This window comes from Streptoverticillium olivoreticuli subsp. olivoreticuli (assembly GCF_003391135.1).
GTDB classification, from domain to species: domain Bacteria; phylum Actinomycetota; class Actinomycetes; order Streptomycetales; family Streptomycetaceae; genus Streptomyces; species Streptomyces blastmyceticus.
This window is the reverse complement of sequence record NZ_CP031455.1, coordinates 2,599,038-2,622,523: the sequence shown is the minus strand read 5'-3', so window position 1 is coordinate 2,622,523 and position 23,486 is coordinate 2,599,038. Positions and strand designations below refer to the sequence as shown.

20 protein-coding genes and 1 tRNA gene are annotated in these 23,486 nt (G+C 72.5%); 16 read left to right on the top strand and 5 right to left on the bottom strand.

Features of this window, described 5'->3' with window-relative positions; all coding sequences use genetic code 11:
* Positions 1-49: 49 nt before the first annotated feature.
* Positions 50-505, top strand: coding sequence for a carboxymuconolactone decarboxylase family protein (locus DXZ73_RS10930; protein ID WP_116210808.1), 456 nt, complete (start codon positions 50-52; stop codon positions 503-505).
* Positions 506-535: 30 nt separating this feature from the next.
* Here the strand turns inward: DXZ73_RS10930 and DXZ73_RS10925 are convergent, their stop codons facing one another.
* Positions 536-1,759: a beta-ketoacyl-[acyl-carrier-protein] synthase family protein gene (locus DXZ73_RS10925; protein ID WP_116210807.1), complete on the bottom strand. Its 1,224-nt coding sequence runs from the start codon at positions 1,757-1,759 to the stop codon at positions 536-538.
* Positions 1,760-2,083: 324 nt separating this feature from the next.
* Between DXZ73_RS10925 and DXZ73_RS10920 the strand changes: the two genes are divergently transcribed.
* From DXZ73_RS10920 to DXZ73_RS10905, 4 genes are read left to right on the top strand one after another with little or no spacing between them, the layout of a single operon-like run.
* Positions 2,084-3,058, top strand: coding sequence for an alpha/beta hydrolase (locus DXZ73_RS10920; RefSeq protein ID WP_116210806.1), 975 nt, complete (start codon positions 2,084-2,086; stop codon positions 3,056-3,058).
* Positions 3,051-4,280 (top strand): acyltransferase family protein, encoded by a 1,230-nt coding sequence (locus DXZ73_RS10915; RefSeq protein ID WP_116210805.1) that lies wholly within the window; start codon positions 3,051-3,053, stop codon positions 4,278-4,280. Before DXZ73_RS10920 ends, DXZ73_RS10915 begins: the two co-directional genes overlap by 8 nt.
* Positions 4,268-5,563, top strand: a complete 1,296-nt coding sequence (locus DXZ73_RS10910) for a sensor histidine kinase (RefSeq protein WP_116210804.1) — start codon at positions 4,268-4,270, stop codon at positions 5,561-5,563. Before DXZ73_RS10915 ends, DXZ73_RS10910 begins: the two co-directional genes overlap by 13 nt.
* Complete coding sequence (locus tag DXZ73_RS10905) at positions 5,560-6,231, top strand: response regulator (RefSeq protein WP_116210803.1); 672 nt, start codon at positions 5,560-5,562, stop codon at positions 6,229-6,231. Before DXZ73_RS10910 ends, DXZ73_RS10905 begins: the two co-directional genes overlap by 4 nt.
* A 402-nt stretch (positions 6,232-6,633) precedes the next feature.
* Here the strand turns inward: DXZ73_RS10905 and DXZ73_RS10900 are convergent, their stop codons facing one another.
* The 3 genes from DXZ73_RS10900 to DXZ73_RS10890 form a co-directional block, all read right to left on the bottom strand.
* Positions 6,634-8,853 carry an NADP-dependent isocitrate dehydrogenase gene (locus tag DXZ73_RS10900; protein ID WP_116210802.1) on the bottom strand — a complete coding sequence of 740 codons (2,220 nt, stop codon included), beginning with the start codon at positions 8,851-8,853 and terminating at the stop codon, positions 6,634-6,636.
* Between the two features lie 84 nt (positions 8,854-8,937).
* Complete coding sequence (gene rodA, locus DXZ73_RS10895; RefSeq protein WP_425315822.1) at positions 8,938-10,137, bottom strand: rod shape-determining protein RodA; 1,200 nt, start codon at positions 10,135-10,137, stop codon at positions 8,938-8,940.
* Between the two features lie 223 nt (positions 10,138-10,360).
* Complete coding sequence (locus DXZ73_RS10890; RefSeq protein ID WP_240351297.1) at positions 10,361-11,536, bottom strand: PP2C family protein-serine/threonine phosphatase; 1,176 nt, start codon at positions 11,534-11,536, stop codon at positions 10,361-10,363.
* Positions 11,537-11,664: 128 nt separating this feature from the next.
* Here DXZ73_RS10890 and argC point away from each other — a divergent pair, with 128 nt between their 5' ends.
* From argC to DXZ73_RS10860, 7 genes are all read left to right on the top strand, one after another.
* Positions 11,665-12,693, top strand: a complete 1,029-nt coding sequence (gene argC / locus DXZ73_RS10885; protein ID WP_116210800.1) for an N-acetyl-gamma-glutamyl-phosphate reductase — start codon at positions 11,665-11,667, stop codon at positions 12,691-12,693.
* A complete protein-coding gene (locus DXZ73_RS38050; protein ID WP_162890141.1) occupies positions 12,690-12,845 on the top strand; it encodes a hypothetical protein in 156 nt (51 codons plus the stop codon). Before argC ends, DXZ73_RS38050 begins: the two co-directional genes overlap by 4 nt.
* Positions 12,842-13,993 (top strand): bifunctional glutamate N-acetyltransferase/amino-acid acetyltransferase ArgJ, encoded by a 1,152-nt coding sequence (gene argJ, locus DXZ73_RS10880; RefSeq protein WP_116210799.1) that lies wholly within the window; start codon positions 12,842-12,844, stop codon positions 13,991-13,993. The genes DXZ73_RS38050 and argJ overlap by 4 nt, the downstream gene beginning before the upstream one ends.
* Complete coding sequence (gene argB, locus DXZ73_RS10875) at positions 13,990-14,925, top strand: acetylglutamate kinase (protein ID WP_116210798.1); 936 nt, start codon at positions 13,990-13,992, stop codon at positions 14,923-14,925. The genes argJ and argB overlap by 4 nt, the downstream gene beginning before the upstream one ends.
* Positions 14,922-16,109, top strand: a complete 1,188-nt coding sequence (locus tag DXZ73_RS10870; RefSeq protein ID WP_116210797.1) for an acetylornithine transaminase — start codon at positions 14,922-14,924, stop codon at positions 16,107-16,109. The genes argB and DXZ73_RS10870 overlap by 4 nt, the downstream gene beginning before the upstream one ends.
* 68 nt (positions 16,110-16,177) lie before the next feature.
* Positions 16,178-16,720 (top strand): arginine repressor, encoded by a 543-nt coding sequence (locus tag DXZ73_RS10865; RefSeq protein ID WP_116215539.1) that lies wholly within the window; start codon positions 16,178-16,180, stop codon positions 16,718-16,720.
* A 197-nt stretch (positions 16,721-16,917) separates the two neighbouring features.
* Entirely contained in the window at positions 16,918-18,090 is a 1,173-nt protein-coding gene (locus DXZ73_RS10860; protein WP_116210796.1) for an amidohydrolase family protein, read from the top strand.
* A 61-nt stretch (positions 18,091-18,151) separates the two neighbouring features.
* Here the strand turns inward: DXZ73_RS10860 and DXZ73_RS10855 are convergent.
* Positions 18,152-18,225, bottom strand: a tRNA-Pro gene (locus DXZ73_RS10855).
* A gap of 182 nt (positions 18,226-18,407) precedes the next feature.
* Here DXZ73_RS10855 and DXZ73_RS10850 point away from each other — a divergent pair.
* From DXZ73_RS10850 to DXZ73_RS10835, 4 genes are all read left to right on the top strand, one after another.
* Entirely contained in the window at positions 18,408-19,601 is a 1,194-nt protein-coding gene (locus DXZ73_RS10850; RefSeq protein WP_116210795.1) for an argininosuccinate synthase, read from the top strand.
* Positions 19,602-19,691: 90 nt separating this feature from the next.
* Positions 19,692-21,128: an argininosuccinate lyase gene (gene argH, locus DXZ73_RS10845; protein ID WP_116210794.1), complete on the top strand. Its 1,437-nt coding sequence runs from the start codon at positions 19,692-19,694 to the stop codon at positions 21,126-21,128.
* Positions 21,129-21,205: 77 nt separating this feature from the next.
* A complete protein-coding gene (locus tag DXZ73_RS10840) occupies positions 21,206-21,754 on the top strand; it encodes a TetR/AcrR family transcriptional regulator (protein ID WP_240351296.1) in 549 nt (182 codons plus the stop codon).
* Positions 21,751-23,301: an MFS transporter gene (locus DXZ73_RS10835; RefSeq protein ID WP_116210792.1), complete on the top strand. Its 1,551-nt coding sequence runs from the start codon at positions 21,751-21,753 to the stop codon at positions 23,299-23,301. Before DXZ73_RS10840 ends, DXZ73_RS10835 begins: the two co-directional genes overlap by 4 nt.
* The last annotated feature ends 185 nt before the right edge of the window (positions 23,302-23,486 follow it).

Sequence of the window (23,486 nt, the reverse complement as noted above, 5' to 3'; positions counted from 1 at the left end):
TGTGACGGACCGGAGCCCGTCGATGTGACAGCGACATGAGGAGACCGCCATGGAAGCACGGCTGCAGAACCCCGCAGTGATCATTCCCGAGGCCTTGCCGGCCGTCCTCGGTGTCATGAAGGCGGCGAAGAAGGGTGGAGTGCCCGAGGTGACGCTCGAACTCGTCCACCTCCGGGCCAGCCAGATCAACGGCTGTGGCTACTGCGTCGACGGGGGAGTGAAGAGCGCCAGGAAGGCGGGCGAGAGCGACGAGCGGCTCGCCGCCGTCGCGGCCTGGCGGGACACGCCCTATTTCACCGACGCCGAGCGCGCGGCGCTGGCCCTCGCCGAGTGCGTGACTCGGCTCAGCGACCGGCCGGACCCGGTGCCGGACGAGATCTGGGCCGAGGCCGCCGAGCACTACGACGAGCGGCAGCTCGCGGGCCTGACCCTGTGGATCGGTCTGACCAACCTCTTCAACCGCATCAACGTCACCACGAAGCAGCCGGCTGGCGCGGGCTGGTGACCGACCCGCGCCGTACGAGGGCGGGGAGAGCTACGAGGCGGCCGTGAAGACGAGTGACGCGTTGTGACCGCCGAAGCCGAACGAGTTCGTCAGGGCCGCCGTCACCTTGCCGTACCTCGGCCGGCCGGTGACGACGTCGAGCTTCACGGCCGGGTCGAGCGCGTCGAGGTTCTGCGTCGCGGGGATCACGCCCTCGCGGACCGCGAGGATCGAGGCGAGCGCGCCCATCGCCCCGGCGGCGCCGAAGAGGTGGCCGGTCATGGACTTGGTCGCGGTCACGGTGGGGTGGAGGCCGATGGCCTCGGTGACCGACTCGGCCTCGACCAGGTCGCCCTTGGGTGTGGACGTCGCGTGCGCGTGCACGTGGTCGATCGCCAGCGGCGACAGCCCGGCCTCTGCCAGGGCCCTCCGCATGGCGCGCACCTGACCCTCGGGGTGCGCGGCCGTGATGTGGTGGGCGTCCGACGTCACACCGGCCCCGGCGAGGCGGGCGTGCCGGCGGGCGGCCCGGGCGGCCGCGAACCCGGCGCGTTCCAGGACGACCACGACCGCTCCCTCGCCGATGACGAACCCGTCCCGGTCCACGTCGAAGGGCCGTGACGCCCGCTGCGGGTCGTCGTTGCGCGTTGAGTGGGCCCTGGCCTGGGCGAACCCGGCCAGCGGCAGCGGGTGGACGCATGCCTCCGTTCCGCCCGCGACGACCACGTCGGCCCGGCCGAGGCGGATCAGGTCCAGCCCCATCGCGATCGCCTCGGCCCCGGACGCGCAGGCGCTGACCGGCGTGTGGGCGCCGCCGCGTGCCCCCAGGTCGATGCTGACCCAGGCCGCGGGGCCGTTCGCCATCAGCATCGGGACGGTGTGCGGGGACACCTTCCGCACCCCGGACGCCTCCAGGACGTCGTCCTGGCCGAGCAGGGTGAGCGCGCCGCCGGTGCCCGTGCCGATCACCACGGCCAGCCGCTCCGGATCGACGTCCGGCCGCCCCGCGTCCGCCCACGCCTCGCGCGCGGCGACCAGCGCGATCTGCTCGCAGCGGTCCATGCGGCGCGCCTGCACCCGGTCCAGCACCTCGGTCGGCTCGACCTTGAGCCTGCCCGCGATCCGCACCGGCAGGGCGGCCGCCCACTCCTCCTCGATCGCGCTGATCCCCGACCGCCCCGCCAGCAACGCGGACCAGGTCGAGGCGACGTCCCCGCCGAGCGGTGTCGTGGCCCCGAGACCGGTGACCACCACGTCCTTGCTGTCAGCACTCATTGACTGAACCCCCATTTGTCGTAGAGATACAACTCCTCGCGCGAAGTCGCCACGGGAGAAGACCGGCTCACGGGCCACTCTGCCAAGGTCGACGAGGTGGCTCAGGTGCGGTGATCGACGGAGTCCTGCGCGCGGGTCTTGTAGGGTTCGGCTATTCACCGGAGGAGGAAGTGCGGCACGGCGCACGGGCCGCGACCCCCTACCCGTCATACCTCGGAGCTACGCGGAAGTGGGCTCCCTGGTGGGACGCCGACCACACGGGCTGATCCATAACTTCCCTATCGGATGCGCGACCGGCATCCGGTACGGAAGGAACCTCCCGCCATGACGCCCCGCCCCCGCCCCCGCCGCAGCCGCCTGCGCCGCACGCTGCTCGCCGCGCTCGTCGCCGCCTCGGTGGCGGTCCCGGTGTCGGGCATGGCCCGCCCCGCGGCCGTACCGGCCCCGGCCCCCGCCACCCTCGCCCCGATCCGGGCCGCGACCCCGGCCGCGCTCGCCGAGCGGTACGCGGCCGCCCGGGGCGCCGTCGAGGCGGCCGAACGGGCGGCCGACGGCCACGGCGACCACAGGCGGGCCGCCGCGCTGCGCGCCATGGCGGATCCGGCGCGGCACTTCCTCTCCTTCGACGGCCGCGACGGCGGCCGCACCGCCGAGGTCTTCGGCGACCTGTCCCGGGCCGACCGCGTCGCTGTCCTCGTCCCGGGCTCGGACACCAACCTCGACACGTACGAGCGCTTCCGGGCCGGTGCCACGGCGCTCCGGCAGGAGCTCGGCGCCCGGGTCGCCGTCGTCGCCTGGCTCGGCTACAAGACGCCGGGCACGATCAGCACGGAGGTGCTGACGCCGGGCCGTGCCGACAGCGCCGCGAGTGAACTGCGTTCTTTCGTACGCCAGTTGGGCGAGCTCAAGCCCGCCGCCCGGATCTCCCTGCTGTGCCACTCCTACGGATCTGTGGTCTGCGGGCGGGCCGCGCCCGGCCTCGACGTCGCGGACATCGTCCTCTACGGCAGCCCCGGCACCGGCGCCGACGACGTCGCCGCGCTGCGCACCCGGGCCACCGTCTGGGCGGGCCGGGGCGCCGACGACTGGATCGCCGACGTGCCGCACGTACGGCTCGACCTGCCCTTCGCCACGGTCGGGTTCGGGACGGACCCGGTCTCGCCGGAGTTCGGCGCCCGGGCCTTCGCGGCGGGCGACGGCGGCCACAGCGACTACCTCAAGCCCGGTTCCACCGCCCTGAAGAACATCGCCCGGATCGTCTCCGGAGAACTCCCTTCCCAGGAGGGCCGTCATGCGTGACCTCGTCCGGCGGATCGACGCCGCCACCCCGCCCGGGCGCGACCGCGCCGTCGACGCCCTGCGCGCCTTCGCCATCCTCGGCGTGGTGCTCGGCCACTGGCTGGTGACCGCCCTGGTCGCCGACAGCGGCACGGTGCGCGCCGCCAGCCCGCTCCAGTTCCTGCCCGGCCTGGCCCCGGTCTCCTGGCTGGTCCAGACCCTCGCGGTGTTCTTCCTGGTCGGCGGCCAGGTGGCGGCGAAGAGCCACGCCTCCGCGGTCGCCCGGGGCGAGTCGTACGGGCGGTGGCTCCGCGCCCGGCTGGCCCGGCTGTTCCGCCCGGTCGCCGCCCTCCTGGTGGTGTGGACCGCGGCAGTGGCCGGAATGCTCGTCTCCGGGGTGGGCCCGGACACCGTGTACACCCTGGGCAAGCTGGTGCTCTCCCCGCTCTGGTTCCTCCTGGTCTTCGCCGCGCTGACGGCGGCGACCCCGCTGGTCTCGAAGCTGCACCCGCTGTGGCCGCTCGCCGTCGTGCTGCACGTCGACCTGATCCGGTTCGGCCTGGGCGGGCCCGCCGCGCTCGGCTGGATCAATGTCGCGGCGGGCTGGCTGGTCCCGTACTGCCTGGGCGCCGCGTGGGCGCGCGGCCACGTGAGCAGCCGTGCCACCGGCTGGGTGCTGCTGCTCGGCGGGGCGTCCGCCACGGCCCTGCTCGTGCTGTTCGCGGGCTATCCGGCCGCCATGGTCGGGGTCCCCGGCGCCGCGATATCCAACCTCAACCCGCCCACCCTCGCGGCCGTCACCTTCGGCCTCGCCCAGTGCGGGGCGGCCCTGCTGCTCCTCGGCCCGCTGCGGCGGGTACTCGCGCGGCCCGCCGCCTGGGCGGCGGTGGCGCTGGTCAACCTCTCCGCGATGACGATCTTCCTCTGGCACCAGACGGCGATGATGGCGGTCACCGCGACGGGCCTGCTCACGGGCGGAGCCCTGCCCGGCCTGCACACCCTCCCCGACGGCCCCGGCTGGATACTCGCCCGCCTGGCATGGCTGCCGGTGTTCGGCGCGGCGCTGCTGATCTGCTGGGCGGCGTTCCGCACGTACGAACAGGGGCGGCGGGCGGAGGGGAACGGGCGGGCCGACAACCGGCCCGTCCGGCGGTCGGGGCGGTCGGGGCGGCCGGGGGAAAGAGCCGCCGCGCACCCGCCTAGGGTTGATCTTGGAATGAGGGGGACACGATGGAGCGCCTGACGGCAGCGCTGAAGGCCGCACCGCGCACGCTGCGCGAGGACCTGTGGCCGGTGAACGCCGCCCCGCCGCCCCGCGCCGGGCAGCCGCGCTGGCTCGACTGGCGACCCGCCATCGTCGTGCCCCTCGTGCTGGTCGCGCTGCTCCTCACCATCCCGAGCGCGAACTTCTACGCCTTCAACTACCGGCTGGGCGCCCCGGAGGGGATCCTGCTCGCCGGGATCCAGTCGGCGGCGCTCGTCGTCGCGCTGTTCCGGCCGGTACCGGCCTGGTGGGCGTCGACGGTCGTCATGATCACGGTCACGCTGTCCGCGGAGTCCCCCGCGGTCTTCCACATGGGCACCACGCTGTCCCCCTGGGCGGGCCCCGGACTCGCCGTGCAGGCCGGGGTGCTGTTCCTGGCCGCGCTGCGGGTCCGCCCCCGGGTCGCGGTCGAGATGCTGGTCGTCAGCGTGCTGGCGGGCCTGGCCTGCGAGACGACCCTCACCGGCTACGCCGGCGACCCGCGCCTGACCGCCGCGTCCCTCGCGATCGCCGTACTGGTCGGCGCCGCGCTGCGCGGCCGCCAAGTGGCCCGTACGGAGCTGGTCGTCCAGGAGGAGCTCACCGCCGAGGAGCGGGCCCGGCGCACGCTCCTGGAGGAGCGCAACCGCATCGCCCGCGAGCTGCACGACGTCGTGGCCCACCACATGTCGGTCATCTCCATCCAGGCGCAGGTCGCCCCGCACCTCGTCGAGAACCCGTCCGAGGAGCTCAAGGAGAACCTCGCGGGCATCCGCGGGAACGCGGTCGAGGCGCTCACCGAACTCCGCCGCGTGCTGGGCGTGCTGCGCTCCGAGGACGCCCTCGCGGACGGCGTGCGGCACACCCCCCAGCCCACCCTCGACCGGCTGGACGAGCTGGTCGCGAACGTCCGCGCCGCCGGGCTCACGGTCGCCACCGAGACCATCGGCACCCCGCGCACGCTGTCGCCGGGCGTCGAACTGTCGGCGTTCCGCATCGTGCAGGAGGCGCTCAGCAACGCGATGCGGCACGCGCCCGGGGCGGCGGTGCGGGTGGAGATCGGATACCGCGGGACCGGGCTGACGGTGCGGGTCACCAACAGCGCGCCGGGCGGCGCCGCCCCGCCCTCGCCGGGCGCCGGCCAGGGCCTGCTCGGCATGCGCGAGCGCACTGCGATGCTAGGGGGCGAACTGGCCACCGGAGCCACCCCCGACGGCGGCTACGAAGTGACCGCGCTGCTGCCCACGCGGCCCCCCGCCGAACCCGTTGAGGACACCGCATGACCACGATCCGCGTCCTGATAGCCGACGATCAGATGATGGTCCGTCAGGGCTTCACGGTGCTGCTCAACGCCGAACCCGGCATCGAGGTCGTCGGGCAGGCCGTGGACGGCCTCGACGCCGTCGCCAAGGTCGCCGAACTCGCCCCCGACGTCGTCCTGATGGACATCCGGATGCCCGGCCTCGGCGGCATCGAGGCGACCCGCCGCATCACCGGCCCGGACGGCGCGGCCGTCAAGGTCCTCGTCCTGACCACCTTCGACCTCGACGAGTATGTCTACGAGGCGCTGCGCGCGGGCGCGTCCGGGTTCCTGCTGAAGGACGCGTCGGCCGCCGAACTCGCCCAGGCCGTACGCGTCGTGGCCGCCGGGGACGCCCTGCTCGCCCCGAACATCACCAAGCGCCTGATCGCCGAGTTCTCCCGGATGACCGGCACGCCCCGCGCCCCGCTCAAGGACCGCGTCGGCGGCCTGACGGAACGCGAGACCGAGGTGCTGTCCCTGGTCGCCCAGGGCCTGTCGAACGGGGAGATCGCCGAGCGCCTGGTGGTGGCGGAACAGACCGTGAAGACCCACGTGAGCCGCATCCTGGTCAAGCTGGGCCTGCGCGACCGCACGCAGGCGACGGTCTTCGCGTACGAATCGGGCCTGGTGCGGCCGACGGGTTACTGAAGGGGGCGCCCCACCGCGCCTGCGGCGAGCTCTGTTCCCCACCCCGCCCCTTCCCGAACTGGGGCTCGTGCCCCAGACCCCCGGCCGCGAGTCCGTTGCCGCCTGCGGCGGGAGCGCCCTTCGGGCGCGTCCTCAATCGCCGGACGGGCTGATTTCAGCCCGTCCGGCGATTGAGGACAGCGCGCGAAGCGTGCTTCGGGGTCTGGGGCGAAGCCCCAGTTTCGGGAAGGGGCGGGGCTGGGGAAACAAACCCGCCGGCCTGCACCCGGGCACGGGTCCGGGGCGGAGCCCCGGCCTCGGCGGAGCCGAGCATCAGATGCTGCGGGAAGGGGCGGGGTGGGGAAAAAGAACCGCCCCGGCCGGCGCGAGGCCGACCAGGGCGGAACGAGGGAGAAGCTGAGATCAGGCGAGGATCTCGAGTGCCGTGTTGAACGCGGCACTCGGACGCATGACCGCCGCCGCCTTCGACGCCGAAGGCTGGTAGTAGCCACCGATGTCGGCCGGCGCACCCTGCACCGCGATGAGCTCGTCGACGATCGTCCGCTCCTGCTCGGCCAGCGTCTTGGCGAGCGCCGCGAACGCCCCCGCGAGCTGCGCGTCGTCGGTCTGCTTCGCCAGCTCCTGCGCCCAGTACAGCGCCAGGTAGAAGTGGCTGCCGCGGTTGTCGATGCCACCGAGGCGACGGCTCGGCGACTTGTCCTCGTCGAGGAAGGTCGCCGTCGCGCGGTCCAGGGTGTCGGCGAGCACCTGGGCGCGCGCGTTGCCCGTGGTCTGCGCGAGGTGCTCGAAGCTGGCCGCGAGCGCGAAGAACTCGCCCAGGCTGTCCCAGCGCAGGTAGTTCTCCTTGACGAGCTGCTGGACGTGCTTGGGCGCGGAGCCACCGGCACCGGTCTCGAACAGGCCGCCGCCGTTCATCAGCGGGACGACGGAGAGCATCTTCGCGCTCGTGCCCAGCTCGAGGATCGGGAACAGGTCCGTCAGGTAGTCACGCAGCACGTTGCCGGTGACCGAGATCGTGTCCTCGCCCCGGCGGATGCGCTCCAGGGAGAACTTGGTCGCCTCGACCGGCGACATGATCTCGATCCGCAGGCCCTCGGTGTCGTGACCGGCGAGGTAGGACTTGACCTTCTCGATGAGCTTCGCGTCGTGCGCGCGGTTCTCGTCGAGCCAGAACACGGCCGGGGCGCCGGTCGCGCGGGCGCGGGTGACGGCGAGCTTGACCCAGTCCTGGATCGGCGCGTCCTTGGCCTGGCACATGCGGAAGATGTCGCCCGCGGCCACCGGCTGCTCCAGCACGACCTCGCCCGCGGCGTCGACGACCCGCACCGTGCCCGGGGCGGCGATCTCGAAGGTCTTGTCGTGGCTGCCGTACTCCTCGGCCTTCTGCGCCATCAGACCGACGTTGGGCACCGAGCCCATGGTCGACGGGTCGAAGGCGCCGTTGGCGCGGCAGTCCTCGATGACGGCCTGGTAGACACCGGAGTAGCTGCTGTCCGGGAGGACGGCGAGGGTGTCGGCCTCCTGGCCGTCCGGGCCCCACATGTGGCCGGAGGTGCGGATCATCGCCGGCATGGAGGCGTCGACGATGACATCGCTCGGGACGTGCAGGTTGGTGATGCCCTTGTCGGAGTCGACCATCGCCAGGGCCGGGCCCTCGGCGATCTCGGCCTCGAAGGACGCCTTGATCGCGTCGCCCTCGGGCAGCGCGGCCAGGCCGGCCAGGATGGAGCCGAGGCCGTCGTTCGGGCTCAGGCCCGCCGCGGCGAGCGTCTCGCCGTACGCCGCGAACGTCTTCGGGAAGAAGGCGCGCACCACGTGGCCGAAGACGATCGGGTCGGAGACCTTCATCATCGTGGCCTTCAGGTGCACCGAGAACAGCACGCCCTCGGCCTTGGCGCGGGCGATCTGCTCGCCGAGGAACGTGCGCAGCGCGGCCACGCGCATGACGGAGGCGTCCACGACCTCGCCCGCGAGGACGGGGACCGACTCGCGCAGGACGGTGGTGGTGCCGTCCTCGCCCGCCAGCTCGATGCGCAGCGAACCGTCCGCGGCGACGACCGCGGACTTCTCGGTGGAGCGGAAGTCGTCGACGCCCATGGTCGCGACGTTCGTCTTGGAGTCGGCCGTCCACGCGCCCATGCGGTGCGGGTGCGTCTTGGCGTAGTTCTTGACCGAGGCGGGGGCGCGGCGGTCGGAGTTGCCCTCGCGCAGCACGGGGTTGACGGCGCTGCCCTTGACCTTGTCGTACCGCGCGCGGACGTCCCGGTCCTCGTCGGTCTTCGGGTCGTCCGGGTAGTCCGGAAGTGCGTAGCCCTGCTGCTGGAGCTCGGCGATGGCCGCCTTCAGCTGCGGGATCGAGGCCGAGATGTTCGGCAGCTTGATGATGTTGGCACCGGGCGTCTTGGCCAGCTCGCCGAGCTCGGCGAGGGCGTCGTCGATCCGCTGGCCCTCTTCCAGGCGCTCCGGGAAACCGGAGATGATCCGCCCGGCCAGGGAGATGTCACGGGTCTCCACAGTGACACCGGCCGTCGAGGCGTACGCCTGGACCACGGGCAAGAACGAATACGTCGCCAGGGCCGGGGCCTCGTCGGTGTGCGTATAGATGATGGTCGAGTCAGTCACCGGTGCTCCGCTCCACGTCTGCAACATTGCTCGACATCAAGATATCTCGTGACCGGTCCCCTCTCGACAGGGGTACCGCTCCGGTCAGGCGCTGCGGGGCCGGGTGGAGACGAGCTGGATGGACTGGAGCAGGCCGACGGCCAGGCAGACGGCGAACATCGAGGAGCCGCCGTAGGAGACCAGCGGCAGGGGGATGCCCGCGACGGGCATGATGCCCAGGGTCATGCCGATGTTCTCGAAGGACTGGAAGGCCAGCCAGCAGACGATGCCCACGGCCAGCAGCGTGGCGTACATGTCCTCGGCGCGGCGGGCGATGGCCAGGGCGCGCCAGAGCACGACGCCGAGCAGGGCGATCACGGCGCCCGCGCCGAGGAAGCCGAGCTCCTCGCCGGCGACGGTGAAGATGAAGTCGGTCTGCTGCTCGGGGACGAAGCCGCCGGTGGTCTGGTCGCCGTGGAAGAGGCCCTGGCCGAGCAGGCCGCCGGCGCCGATGGCGATGCGGGCCTGCTGGGTGTTGTAGCCGACGCCGGAGGGGTCGAGGTTCGGGTCGGCGAAGGCCGCGAAGCGGTTGAGCTGGTAGGCGCTGAGCAGGTGCAGGGTGACGACGGCGGTGGCCGCCGCCGCGGCCAGGGCGCCGAGGACGCCGAGGATGCGGCCCGGGACGCCGGACGCGTAGAGCAGCCCCACGGTGATCGCCACCAGCACCAGGCTGGTGCCCAGCTCGTGGCTGGCCATGATGACCGCCGCCGGTACGGCCACCAGGGCGAGGGAGGCCGCGACCTGCCGGGTGCGGGGGACCTCCCCGCACCGGGCCTCGCGCGCCTCCGTCAGCAGCGCCGCGAGCATCACCACCACGGCCGGTTTGACGAACTCCGACGGCTGGAGCGAGAAGCCGGCGCCCAGCACGATCCAGGAGTGCGCGCCGTTGACCGTGCTGGCCAGCGGGGTCAGCACGGTGGCCAGGAACAGCACGGCCGCGCCGTAGAAGACGGGGGCGTAGCCGCGGGAGCGGCGGTAGTCGACCGCGGTGACCGCGGCGCACAGCACCAGTCCGAGCGCCAGGTTGAGCAGGTGCCGTTCGAGGTAGAGGTCGGGGTCGGCACCCAGGGCCACCTGGCGGTAGCGGGTGGCCGACCAGGCCAGCAGCGCCCCGGTCGAGCCCAGGGCCACCACGGCGCCGAGCAGGATCCAGTCCAGGCGCCACAGCGGCGACAGGCGGCCCCACAGCTGCAGGTGCCGGCCCCGGCCCATGGGGCGGGCGGCGAGCGGGAAGTTCACGGTCACGGCCCTCGGCTCGGGGAAGGGACATGTCGAGCGGCCACGACCGGGCCGCGGCACGGCAGCACCCTACAGTTTCGTAGTTGCGCAAATAGCAAAACGTCGATGTCTTCCCGCGGCCGGGGACGCGGGGGGGACCCGCCGACAGCATCATGGCGGCCGTGCGCCGCATCCGGGCGGATATCCGTGGTGGCACACCCGGAGTCGTCACGGCTGCCGGGCCCCGGGGCTACGGCTGGAGCAGGTGGTGGCCGTCGAGGGGGTGGGCCGTGATGCGCGGCCGGTGGTGGGCGGGGGCGCGTTCGATGACCAGGAGGGCGGCGTCGTCGGCGGGCGGCCCGCCGATGTGGGCGACCAGGTCGCGGTGGATGTGGCGCAGCAGGGTCTCGGGACTGGAGGCGGGGAAGGAGGCGAGCCGCTCGGTGAGCGGATAGAAGTCCCCGGACGGTGAGCGGGCCTCGATGACCCCGTCGGTGTAGAGCAGGAGGAGGTCGCCGGGCTCGAAGGCGAACGGGTCGGTGGGGTGGTGGGGTGCGGGCAGCCCGCACATGCCCAGCGGGGGTGTGGGGCTGCGCGGGCTGAGAGTGGTGACCTTCCGGCCGTGGCCGTCGATCAGCAGGGGAGGCGGATGGCCGCAGCTGACCATCTCGGCCTGCGGGCCGTGGTCCGGGATGTCGAGCACGAGGGCGGTGATGAAGTGCTCGCCGGGGTCGTGCTCGGTGTCGGCGACCTCCTCCAGGTCCCGGCAGACGCTCTCCTCCAGGGCGGTGACGAGCTCGGGCAGGGTGGCGTACCGATGGGCGCCCTCGCGGAAGGCGCCCAGCACCACCGAGGCCTCGCCGATGGAGGCCAGGCCCTTGCCCCGTACGTCTCCGATGATCACCCGGGTGGAGTCGTGCGCGGCGCGGGCGACCGCGAACAGGTCTCCTCCGATCTGGGTCTCGTCCTCGGCCGCCAGATACAGCCAGGCCACCCGCAGCGGCCCGATCCGGTGGGGCGGCGGCCGCAGCAGGGCCAGCTGCGCCGTCTCGGCCACCGACCGCGCCCGGCTCAGCTCCCGCCCGCGCCGCTCCCGCAGCAGGCAGACGAACACCCCCACGGCGGAGAGCACGGTCAGGGCGATGATCTGCGCCACGTGGTTGGTCGTGGCCAGCCCGCCGTGGAACACGGCGATGAAGACCTGGGCGGCGACCGCCAGCACCCCGATCAGGGCGGTCAGCCGCGGCCCGGCGAAGGAGGCGGTGAGCGCGGGCGCGATGACCAGCAGCGGGCCCAGGTGGACGTCCATCCCGGAGTGGAGGTCCACGACGGTGATCACCACGATCAGCACGAGCGGGATCGCCACCAGCCCGCGGCCCGACGGCTGCGCCAGGAGGCGGTCCACCGACACACGCCGGACGCCCACGTGCCCATTTTGCCCCTGTTCGGTGGCACTCGCTCTCCCCTCGGGCAGGTGTGGGGCGGCATCTCCGGTACTCATTGCATAAAACTTCAATCCTTCGTATAGTCATGCCATCGACCAGGAGGGGCCCGATGGCAATCCGTGCGGCAGTGGCAGGAGCGAGTGGGTACGCGGGCGGTGAGGTGCTGCGTCTGCTGCTCGCGCACCCTGAGGTGCGGATCGGGGCCCTCACCGCGCACTCCAGCGCCGGGCAGCGGCTCGGGGCGGTGCAGCCGCACCTGCTGCCGCTCGCCGGGCGCGTGCTGGAGGAGACCTCGGCCGAGGCGCTCGCCGGGCACGACGTCGTCTTCCTCGCGCTGCCCCACGGGCAGTCCGCCGCCGTCGCCGCGGAGCTCGGCGACGAGGTGCTGGTCGTCGACTGCGGAGCGGACTTCCGGCTGCGGGACGCCGGGGAGTGGGAGCGGTTCTACGGCTCGCCGCACGCCGGCACCTGGCCGTACGGACTGCCCGAGCTGCCCGGCGCGCGGGAGGCCCTGCGCGGCAGCGCGCGGATATCCGTCCCCGGCTGCTATCCCACGGCCGTGTCGCTCGCGCTCTTCCCCGCCTACGCCGCCGGGCTCGCCGAGCCCGAGGCCGTGATCGTCGCCGCCTCCGGCACCTCGGGCGCGGGCAAGGCGGCCAAGCCGCACCTGCTCGGCAGCGAGGTCATGGGCGCCATGAGCCCCTACGGCGTCGGCGGCGGCCACCGGCACACCCCCGAGATGATCCAGAACCTCACCGCCGCCGCGGGGGAGCCCGTCACCGTCTCCTTCACCCCGACCCTGGCGCCCATGCCCCGCGGCATCCTCGCCACGTGCAGCGCCAAGGCGCGGCCGGGCGTCACCGCGCAGGGCCTGCGGGCCGCGTACGAGAAGGCCTTCCGGGACGAGCCGTTCGCTCACCTCCTCCCGGAGGGGCAGTGGCCCTCCACCGCCGCCGTCCTCGGCTCCAACGCCGCGCTCGTCCAGGTCGCGCACGACCCCGCGGCCGGCCGGATCGTGGTCGTCTGCGCCATCGACAACCTCACCAAGGGCACCGCCGGCGGCGCGGTGCAGAGCATGAACATCGCCCTCGGGCTCCCCGAGGAGCTGGGACTGCCCGCCACGGGAGTGGCGCCATGAGCCCGCGGGGCCGGTTCGGGGCCGCGCACATCCGCCGCGCCCTGGCCGTCCTCCTCACTAGGGCGGCGCCCTGCGACCGGACGGCCGGCACCGTTCAGAACGTCACGAGCAGTCGCCTCCACGGCGGCGTGGAGAAGGAGAAGACAGCGTGAGTGTGACCGCAGCACAGGGGTTCACGGCGGCGGGCATCGCCGCCGGGATCAAGGAGAGCGGCGGCGCCGACCTCGCCCTCGTCGTCAACACCGGGCCCCGCCTGGCCGCTGCCGGAGTCTTCACCTCCAACCGCGTCAAGGCCGCCCCGGTCCTGTGGTCCGAGCAGGTCCTCAAGGGCGGGCAGGTCTCCGCGGTCGTCCTCAACTCCGGCGGCGCCAACGCCTGCACCGGCCCGCAGGGCTTCCAGGACACCCACGCCACCGCCGAGAAGGCCGCCGAGGCGCTGGGTGTGGACGCCGCCGAGATCGCCGTGGCCTCCACCGGCCTCATCGGCGTCCGGCTGCCGATGGACAAGCTGCTCCCCGGCATACAGAAGGCCGCCGCCGAACTCTCCCCGCACGGCGGCGAGAAGGCCGCCATCGCCATCAAGACCACCGACACCGTCCACAAGACCGCCGTCGCGCAAGGCGACGGCTGGACCGTCGGCGGCATGGCCAAGGGCGCGGGCATGCTCGCCCCGGGCCTCGCGACCATGCTGGCCGTCATCACCACCGACGCCGACGTGGACGCGACCGTCCTCGACCGGGCCCTGCGCGCCGCCACCCGCACCACCTTCGACCGGGTCGACTCCGACGGCTGCATGTCCACCAACGACACCGTGCTGCTGCTCGCCTCCGGCGCCTCCGGCGTCGTCCCCGCCCACGACGACTTCGCCGAGGCCGTACGGACCGTCTGCGACGACCTCGCCCGCCAGCTCATCGGCGACGCCGAGGGCGCCTCGAAGGAGATCCGCGTCGAGGTCGTGGGCGCGGCCACCGAGGCCGACGCCGTCGAGGTCGGCCGCACCATCGCCCGCAACAACCTCCTCAAGTGCGCCCTCCACGGCGAGGACCCCAACTGGGGCCGGGTGCTCTCCGCCATCGGCACCACCGCGGCCGCCTTCGACCCGGACCGGCTCAACGTCGCGATCAACGACGTCTGGGTCTGCAAGAACGGCTCGGTGGGCGAGGACCGCGACCTCGTCGACATGCGCTACCGCGAGGTCCGCATCACCGCCGACCTGTCCGCGGGCGAGGAGAGCGCGGTCATCTGGACCAACGACCTCACCGCCGACTACGTCCACGAGAACAGCGCGTACTCCTCATGACGACTCCCGGTGCCACGAGCACCCGCAAGCACACCGCCCTGCCCAAGGCCCGCACGCTCATCGAGGCGCTGCCCTGGCTGACGCGGCATCACGGCAAGACCGTCGTCATCAAGTTCGGCGGCAACGCGATGGTCGACGAGGAGCTGAAGTCGGCCTTCGCCCAGGACGTCGCCTTCCTGCGCCACGCGGGCCTGCGCCCGGTCGTCGTGCACGGCGGGGGACCGCAGATCAGCGCCCAGCTGGACCGGATGGGCCTCACCTCGGAGTTCAAGGCCGGCCTTCGGGTCACCACGCCCGAGGCGATGGACGTCGTACGGATGGTGCTCGCCGGACAGGTGCAGCGCGAGCTGGTCGGCCTGCTCAACCGGCACGGCCCGCTCGCCGTGGGCATGACCGGCGAGGACGCCCGCACCATGACCGCCACCAAGCACTACGCCGAGATCGACGGCGAGCGCGTGGACCTCGGCCGGGTCGGCGAGATCACCCAGGTCGACACCGGTGCCGTCCAGGCGCTGCTGGACGACGGCCGGATCCCGGTGATCTCCTCCATCGCCCGCAGCGCGGACGTCGCGGACGCGGAGGGCCACGTCTTCAACGTCAACGCCGACACCGCCGCCGCGGCCCTCGCCGCCGCGCTCGGCGCCGAGACGCTGATGGTCCTCACCGACGTCGAGGGCCTCTACGAGGACTGGCCCCGCAGCGACGAGGTCATCAGCCGGCTCACCGCGAGCGAGCTGGAGCGGCTGCTGCCCGAGCTGACCAGCGGCATGGTCCCCAAGATGGAGGGCTGCCTGCACGCCGTGCGCAACGGCGTCACCACCGCCCGCGTGATAGACGGGCGGGTCCAGCACTCGATCCTGCTGGAGATCTTCACCGACGAAGGCATCGGCACGATGGTCGTGCCCGACGAGCCCCAGGAGAGGGAAGCATGAGCAACGCCGAGCTCACCCGGCGCTGGCAGGGCGCCCTGATGGACAACTACGGCACCCCCCGCATCCCCCTCGTGCGCGGCGCGGGCAGCACCGTGTGGGACGCCGACGGCAGGCCCTACCTCGACCTCGTCGGCGGCATCGCCGTCAACGCCCTCGGCCACGCCCACCCGGCGGTCGTGCGTGCCGTCTCCGACCAGATCGCCACGCTCGGCCACGTCTCCAACCTCTTCACCGCCGAGCCTCCCGTGGCCCTCGCCGAGCGCCTCCTCCACCTCGCGGGCCGCCCCGGCCGCGTCTACTTCTCCAACTCCGGCGCGGAGGCCGTCGAGGCCGCGTTCAAGATCGGACGGCGTACGGGCCGCACACACACGGTCGCGGCCGTCGGCGGCTTCCACGGCCGCACCATGGGCGCCCTCGCCCTCACCGGCCAGCCCGCCAAGCAGGAGCCGTTCCTGCCGCTGCCGGGGGACGTCACGCACGTGCCGTACGGGGACGCCGAGGCGCTGCGGGCCGCGGTCACCACCGACACGGCGCTCGTGGTGCTGGAGCCGATCCAGGGCGAGAACGGCGTCGTCGTACCGCCCCCGGACTACCTGACCGCCGCCCGGGAGATCACCCGGGCAACCGGGACACTGCTCGTCCTGGACGAGATCCAGACAGGTATCGGCCGCACCGGCCACTGGTTCGACCACCGGGCGCAGGGCGTCGAGCCCGATGTGATCACCCTCGCCAAGGGGCTCGGCGGCGGCCTGCCGATCGGCGCGACCCTGGCCTTCGGCCCGGCCGCCGACCTGCTGACGCCCGGTCAGCACGGCTCGACCTTCGGCGGCAACCCCGTGGCCTGCGCCGCCGCCCTGGCCGTCCTGGACACCCTGGAGACCGAGGGAATCCTGGACCGGGTGAAGCGAACGGGGGAGCGACTGCGTGACGGGATCACGGCGCTCGCCCACCCCCTCGTCGACCAGGTCCGTGGCTCCGGCCTGCTGCTGGGTATTGTCCTTTCCGAGCCCCTTGCACCGAAGGTGCAGCAAGCAGCACAGGACACCGGACTCCTGGTGAACGCGGTCGCGCCCCACGTGGTGCGGCTGGCCCCACCGCTGATCATCACCGAAGATGAGGTGGAAACGTTCCTCCAGGCCCTGCCCGGGGTCCTGGACACTGTCGCCGCCGGCGGAGGTGCGTAAGCGCGGGGCCACAGGTGCGGCCGGCCGACGGGGGCCACGGGAACGACGAAGCGGAGACTGACGAGACGATGACCGAGGCGCAGGAGCCCGAGCCGTTCCACGGCGGACAGGCCGTACCGCAGACCCGCACCGCCCGCCACCGCCGGATCGTGGACATCCTCGGCAGGCAGCCGGTGCGGTCGCAGAGCCAGCTCGCGAAGCTGCTCGCCGACGACGGACTGTCCGTCACCCAGGCCACCCTCTCCCGGGACCTCGACGAGCTGGGCGCCGTGAAGATCCGCAACACCGGCGGTGAACTGATCTACGCGGTCCCCTCGGAGGGCGGCGACCGCACCCCCCGCGCCCCGCTGGGGGAGTCCGCCACGGAGGCCCGCATGGGCCGCCTGGCGGGCGAGCTGCTGATCTCGGCGGAGGCGTCCGCCAACCTCGTCGTGCTGCGCACCCCGCCGGGCGCCGCGCAGTTCTTCGCCTCGGCCATCGACCAGGCGGGCGTCCACGAGATCATCGGCACCATCGCGGGCGACGACACGGTCATGCTCATCAGCCGCGACCCCAAGGGCGGCCAGGCCCTGGCGGACCACCTCCTGAGACTGGCCCAGAAGGAACGCTGACGCTCTTCGCCAAGGGGCGCGGACCCGCCGGGTCCGCGCCCCTTGCCGTTTTCCTGTCAGCAGGCCGTGCGCTCCGCCGACTTCTCCCGCCCCACGGGGAAATCATGATGTCGCCGGGCTTAACACGAGGCTTCCACCGGGCAATTGACGGGGGCCATCAGTGAGTTGAGCACAGCCGATTGAACACAGGAGGAGCCATGCTCGCCGTACGCGCGCGATCGCTGTTCGACGGGGCGGGGCCGGAGCCCGTGGAACGGCCGTTGGTGCTGGTGGAGGGCGGGCGGATCGTCGACGTCCGCGCGGGCGGGGAGCCGCCCGCCGGCGCCGGGCAGGTCGACCTGGGCGGGGCCACGCTGCTCCCCGGGTTCGTGGACACCCACGTCCACCTGGCCTTCGACGCGAGCGACGACGTGGTGGGCAGCCTGCGGTGCGCCGGCGACGGGGAGCTGCTCGACCGCATGCGGGCCGCGGCCCGCGCCACGCTCGCGGCGGGCGTGACGACCGTACGCGACCTGGGCGACCGCGGCTATCTCGCGCTGCGGCTGCGCGAGGAGACTGCGAAGGACCCCGCCGCGGGCCCGCGGGTGCTCGCCTCCGGCCCGCCGCTCACCACGCCCCACGGGCACTGCTGGTTCCTCGGCGGCGAGACCGAGGGGATCGAGGGGGTGCGCGCGGCGGTGCGCGAACGCGCGGAGCGCGGCGTGGACGTGGTGAAGATGATGGTGACCGGCGGTGGTACGACACCCGGCTCGGACCCGTACCGCACGCAGTACGGCCACGCCGAACTGCGCGCGGCCGTACGCGAGGCGCACCGGCACGAACTGCCCATCACCGCGCACGCGCACACGGCCTCCGGCATCGCCCGCGCCGTCGCCGCCGGGTTCGACTCGATCGAGCACTGTTTCTTCGTCACCGACGACGAGGCCGGGGTCCACTACGACCGCCGGGTGATCGACGAGATGGTCCGGGCGGGTGTCGTCGCCTCGCTCACCCTGGGCTCGCTGCCGGGCGTACCGCCACCGCCCGGGATCGCCCGGCGGATCCCCGGAACGATCGCGGGACTGGCGGCGATGCGGCAGGCCGGCGTGGTCATGGCATGCGGCAGCGACTCCGGCATCCACCCGGTCAAGGCGCACGGCAGCCATTCCCACTGCATCACGGCCATGGTGGAACTGGGCTTCAGCCCGCTGGAGGCGCTGCGCGCCGTGACCTCCACGGCGGCCCGCGTCTGCGGCGTCGCCTGCCACAAGGGCTCCATCGCCCCCGGCTACGACGCCGACCTCGTCGCCGTGTCCGGCGACCCGCTCACCGACATCACGGCCGTGCACGCGGTGACGGCGGTCTTCCGCGGCGGCGTACGCATCGTCTGAGCCCCGCACGCAAGAGAGCGGCCCGGAGGAAACCTCCGGGCCGCTCACCTTCACTGCACCGTCGGGACGACAGGATTTGAACCTGCGACCCCTTGACCCCCAGTCAAGTGCGCTACCAAGCTGCGCCACGTCCCGGTGCCGCGTCCCTCCGGGTTTTTCTTCCCGGTGGGGCGTGCAAGAAGAAAATATCCTGTTTGGCGCCGTGATCCAAATCCGGGTCCGGCCGCCCCCGACATGCCCGCCCACCGGCTATTGACGAAGCATACGGCGCAGTGCATAGTTATACCCATCAGCGTATGCATCGTAAGGAGAAACCAGTGACCGAGCGCGTCGTACTCGCCTACTCCGGCGGCCTGGACACCTCCGTCGCCATCGGCTGGATCGCCGAGGAGACGGGCGCCGAGGTCATCGCCGTTGCCGTGGATGTCGGCCAGGGCGGCGAGGACCTGGACGTCATCCGCAAGCGCGCGCTCGCCTGCGGTGCGGTGGAGGCGGAGGTCGCCGACGCCAAGGACGAGTTCGCCGAGGAGTACTGCCTCCCGGCGATCAAGGCCAACGCCCTCTACATGGACCGCTATCCGCTGGTCTCCGCGCTCTCCCGGCCGACGATCGTCAAGCACCTCGTCGCCGCCGCCAAGAAGCACGGCGCGAGCACCGTCGCCCACGGCTGCACCGGCAAGGGCAACGACCAGGTGCGGTTCGAGGCGGGCATCTCCTCCCTCGCGCCGGAGCTCACCTGCATCGCCCCGGTCCGGGACTACGCCATGACCCGGGACAAGGCCATCGCCTTCTGCGAGGCGAAGCAGCTCCCGATCGCGACCACCAAGAAGTCGCCGTACTCCATCGACCAGAACGTCTTCGGGCGGGCCGTGGAGACCGGCTTCCTGGAGGACATCTGGAACGCCCCGATCGAGGACGTCTACGACTACACGGCGAACCCGGCCACCCCCCGGGAGGCCGACGAGGTGATCATCACCTTCGAGCAGGGCGTCCCGGTGGCCATCGACGGCAAGGCCGTCACCGTGCTCCAGGCCATCCAGCAGCTCAACGACCGGGCCGGCGCCCAGGGCATCGGCCGGCTCGACATGGTCGAGGACCGCCTCGTCGGCATCAAGTCCCGGGAGATCTACGAGGCGCCCGGCGCGATCGCGCTGATCACCGCCCACCAGGAGCTGGAGTCCGTCACCGTCGAGCGCGAGCTGGCCCGCTACAAGCGGCAGGTCGAGCAGCGGTGGAGCGAGCTGGTCTACGACGGCCTGTGGTTCTCGCCGCTCAAGCGGGCGCTGGACGGCTTCATCGCCGAGGCCAACCAGCACGTCTCCGGCGACATCCGGATGACGCTGCACGGCGGCCGCGCCGTCGTCACCGGCCGGAAGTCCGAGCAGTCGCTCTACGACTTCAACCTCGCCACCTACGACACCGGCGACACCTTCGACCAGTCGCTCTCCAAGGGCTTCATCGAGATCTTCGGCCTTTCGTCGAAGATCGCCGCCAAGCGTGACCTGGTCTGACCCCGGGCTCGTTGAACCCTCTGCAAGAAAGCCGCCTCCCCGCCCGAAGCGGGGAGGCGGCCGCACACCACCAGCCTTGAGGAGCAGCAAGTGAGCAACGGCAACAGCGGCGGCGACGTACGGCTGTGGGGCGGCCGGTTCGCGGACGGGCCCGCCGAGGCACTGGCCAAGCTCTCCGCCTCCGTCCACTTCGACTGGCGCCTCGCCCCGTACGACATCGCGGGCTCCCGCGCGCACGCGCGCGTGCTGCACAAGGCCGGTCTGCTGACGGCCGACGAGCTCCGGCGGATGACCGACGGCCTCGGGCTGCTCGAAGCCGATGTCGCGGCGGGCACCTTCACCGGCACCATCGCCGACGAGGACGTGCACACCGCCCTGGAGCGCGGCCTGCTGGAGCGGCTCGGGCCCGACCTCGGCGGCAAGCTGCGCGCCGGACGGTCCCGCAACGACCAGGTCGCCACCCTCTTCCGGATGTATCTGCGCGACCACGCCCGGATCATCGGCGGGCTGATCGCCGACCTCCAGGAGGCCCTGGTCGGCCTGGCCGAGGCGCACGCGGACGTCGCCATGCCGGGGCGCACGCACCTCCAGCACGCCCAGCCCGTGCTCTTCGCCCACCACGTCCTCGCCCACGTCCAGGCGCTCGGCCGGGACGCGGAGCGGCTGCGGCAGTGGGACGAGCGCACGGCCGTCTCCCCGTACGGCTCGGGGGCGCTCGCCGGGTCCTCGCTCGGCCTTGACCCGGAGGCGGTCGCCGCGGACCTGGGCTTCGAGCGCGGCTCGGTCGGCAACTCCATCGACGGGACGGCCGCCCGGGACTTCGTCGCGGAGTTCGCCTTCATCACGGCGATGATCGGCGTCGACCTGTCGCGGATCGCCGAGGAGGTCATCATCTGGAACACGAAGGAGTTCTCCTTCGTGACCCTCCACGACGCCTTCTCCACCGGCTCCTCGATCATGCCGCAGAAGAAGAACCCCGACATCGCCGAGCTGGCGCGGGGCAAGTCCGGGCGGCTCATCGGCAATCTGACCGGCCTGCTGGCGACGCTCAAGGCGCTGCCGCTCGCCTACAACCGCGACCTCCAGGAGGACAAGGAGCCCGTCTTCGACTCCTGCGACCAGCTGGAGGTCCTGCTCCCGGCCTTCACGGGGATGATGGCGACCCTCACGGTCAACCGGGCCCGGATGGAGGAACTGGCGCCGGCCGGTTTCTCGCTGGCCACCGACATCGCGGAGTGGCTGGTCAAGCAGGGAGTGCCGTTCCGGGTCGCGCACGAGGTCGCGGGGGAGTGCGTCAAGGAGTGCGAGGCCCACGGCATCGAGCTCGACCAGCTCACGGACGAGCAGTTCGCCGCGATCTCGCCGCACCTCACCCCGGAGGTCCGCACGGTCCTCGACGTGCCCGGGGCGCTCGCCTCGCGCAGCGGGCGGGGCGGCACGGCGCCCTCGGCGGTCGCCGTGCAGCTCGGCGAGGTCAAGGCCGATCTGGCGGTGCAGCGCGAGTGGGCGGAGGCCAAGCGCGGCTAGGGCGCCCATCGGGCGTTCGATGAGACGTCGACCACCCGAATGAGACATCACTGTCTCATTCGGGTTATGGTCGTCTCATGAGTGTCGACCCTGACCATGTGCTCGAAGCAGCCGCCGGGCTGCTCACCCGCAAGGCGACCGCCTCCATGGACGAGATCGCCAGAGCCGCGGGGATCAGCCGCGCCACCCTCCACCGCCACTTCTCCGGGCGCGACGCGCTCGTGCGCGCCCTGGAGGATCTCAGCATCCGGCAGTTCGAGCACGCCCTGGACGAAGCCCGCACCGAGGAGGGCGACGCGGCCGACGCCGTCCGCCGGCTGATCGCGAAGACTGAGCCGGTGGCCGGGCTCATGGCGTTCCTGTTCACCGAGAACCAGCTCTACGAGGCCGGTGTCAACGAGGGCTGGAACCGGCTCGACGCCCGCGTCACCGCCCTCTTCCTGCGCGGCCAGGAAGAGGGCACCTTCCGGCTCGACCTCTCGCCCGCATGGCTCACCGAGGCGCTCTACGGGCTGATCGGCTCCGGAGCCTGGGCCGTCCAGGAGGGCAGGGTCGCGGCCAAGGACCGCACCCACATGGTCGCCGAGCTGCTGCTCGGCGGAGCGGAGCGGAGGATGAAGCCGTGACCGGTCACACCGACACCCCGCAGTCGGACGCCGCGCCGGAAGCGCCGCGTCCGGGGCGCTGGCTGGCGCTGGCCGTCCTCGTCCTGGCCGTCCTCCTGGTCGCCGTCGACGCGACCGTGCTGGGCCTCGCGACCCCCTTCCTCAGCGAGGACCTGCGCCCCTCGGGCACCCAGCTGCTGTGGATCGGCGACATCTACTCCTTCGTCATCGCCGGGCTCCTGGTCTCCATGGGCAGCCTCGGCGACCGCGTCGGCCGTAAGAAACTGCTGCTCACGGGCGCGGTGGCGTTCGGCGGCGTCTCCGTGCTCAACGCCTATGCGACGACCCCGGAGATGATGATCGCCGCCCGGGCCCTGCTGGGCGTGGCGGGTGCGACCCTGATGCCCTCGACCCTGGCCCTGATCCGCAACCTCTTCCACGACCCCAAGGAGCGCAGCTTCGCGATCGGCATCTGGGGCGCGATGGCCTCCGCCGGCGCGGCCGTGGGCCCGGTGGTGGGCGGCTTCCTGCTGGAGAACTTCTGGTGGGGCTCGGTCTTCCTGATCAACCTGCCGGTCATGGCCGTGCTTGTCATCGTCGGCCTCAAGCTGCTGCCCGAGTCCAAGGACCCCTCGCCCGGCCCCTGGGACCTGCTCAGCGTGGGTCTGTCGATGGTCGGCATCGTGGCGGTCGTCTACGCCGTCAAGGAGTCGGCGGCGAACGGCTTCCGCTGGTACTTCCTCCTGGCGGGCGTCGCGGGACTGCTGGCGATGGTGTGGTTCGTACGGCGCCAGCTCAAGCTGTCCAAGCCGCTGCTGGACATGCGCCTCTTCCACCACCGCGGCTTCTCCGGGGCGGTCCTCGCCGACCTGCTGACCATCCTGGGCCTGTCGGGGCTGGTCTTCTTCCTGTCGCAGTTCCTCCAGCTGGTCCAGGGCCGCAATCCGCTGCAGGCGGGGCTCGCCGAACTGCCCGCCGCCGTCGGCGCGGTGACCGCGGGCCTGCTCGCCGGGCGCGCCGCCCGGCGCTGGTCCGTGCGGTCGGTGGTGGCGGGCGGACTCGCCGCGATCGGCGTCGCGCTCGCCGTGCTCACCTGGCTGCACGCGGGCACCGCCTATCCGGTCCTGGGCGCGGTGCTGCTGGTGGTCGGCGTCGGCGCGGGCTTCTCCTTCACCGTCACCGCCGATGTGATCCTCTCCAGCGTCCCCAAGGAGCAGGCGGGCGCCGCCTCGGCGGTCTCCGAGACGGCGTACGAGCTCGGCGCGGCGCTCGGCATCGCGCTGCTCGGCTCGATCGTCACCGGCGTCTACCGCGGCTTCGACGTGTCCGCCACGGTGCCGGACCGGGCCGCGGCCGAGGCCCACGACTCCCTGGGCGGCGCGGTCGAGGCGGCGGCCGGGCTGCCGCGGGAGACGGGCGACGCCCTGCTCTCCTCGGCGCAGGACGCCTTTGTCGAGGGGCTGCGGATCGCCTCCGGCATCGGCGCGGCGGTGCTGCTGGCCACGGCGGTCGCGGCCTGGTTCCTGCTGCGCGGCCAGCGGCTGGAGGAAGGCGCGGGAGGCCACTGAGCGACGCACAACTCGGATGAGCAGCAAACCGCACACGGGTCGGGGCGACAAGCCCCGGCCCGTGTGACATTTACCGGAAACAATTGCCCTTGACGCGATCCTTATGCGCACGCAAACATCTCGTCCACCGGTCGACATTGTCGAACATGGTTCGGACGAGAGTCCCGTTGCCCAAAGGACCCCCC

Excerpts from the sequence above, each read along its gene's own strand:
- DXZ73_RS10905 (WP_116210803.1), top strand. The coding sequence starts at position 5,560 with ATGACCACGATCCGCGTCCTGATAGCCGACGATCAGATGATGGTCCGT.
- DXZ73_RS10920 (WP_116210806.1), top strand. The coding sequence starts at position 2,084 with ATGACGCCCCGCCCCCGCCCCCGCCGCAGCCGCCTGCGCCGCACGCTG.
- DXZ73_RS10865 (WP_116215539.1), top strand. The coding sequence starts at position 16,178 with ATGACCGAGGCGCAGGAGCCCGAGCCGTTCCACGGCGGACAGGCCGTA.
- DXZ73_RS38050 (WP_162890141.1), top strand. The coding sequence starts at position 12,690 with ATGAGCCCGCGGGGCCGGTTCGGGGCCGCGCACATCCGCCGCGCCCTG.
- DXZ73_RS10910 (WP_116210804.1), top strand. The coding sequence starts at position 4,268 with ATGGAGCGCCTGACGGCAGCGCTGAAGGCCGCACCGCGCACGCTGCGC.
- DXZ73_RS10840 (WP_240351296.1), top strand. The coding sequence starts at position 21,206 with ATGAGTGTCGACCCTGACCATGTGCTCGAAGCAGCCGCCGGGCTGCTC.
- argC (WP_116210800.1), top strand. The coding sequence starts at position 11,665 with ATGGCAATCCGTGCGGCAGTGGCAGGAGCGAGTGGGTACGCGGGCGGT.
- DXZ73_RS10860 (WP_116210796.1), top strand. The coding sequence starts at position 16,918 with ATGCTCGCCGTACGCGCGCGATCGCTGTTCGACGGGGCGGGGCCGGAG.
- argB (WP_116210798.1), top strand. The coding sequence starts at position 13,990 with ATGACGACTCCCGGTGCCACGAGCACCCGCAAGCACACCGCCCTGCCC.
- DXZ73_RS10925 (WP_116210807.1), bottom strand. The coding sequence starts at position 1,759 with ATGAGTGCTGACAGCAAGGACGTGGTGGTCACCGGTCTCGGGGCCACG.
- DXZ73_RS10870 (WP_116210797.1), top strand. The coding sequence starts at position 14,922 with ATGAGCAACGCCGAGCTCACCCGGCGCTGGCAGGGCGCCCTGATGGAC.
- DXZ73_RS10915 (WP_116210805.1), top strand. The coding sequence starts at position 3,051 with ATGCGTGACCTCGTCCGGCGGATCGACGCCGCCACCCCGCCCGGGCGC.
- DXZ73_RS10930 (WP_116210808.1), top strand. The coding sequence starts at position 50 with ATGGAAGCACGGCTGCAGAACCCCGCAGTGATCATTCCCGAGGCCTTG.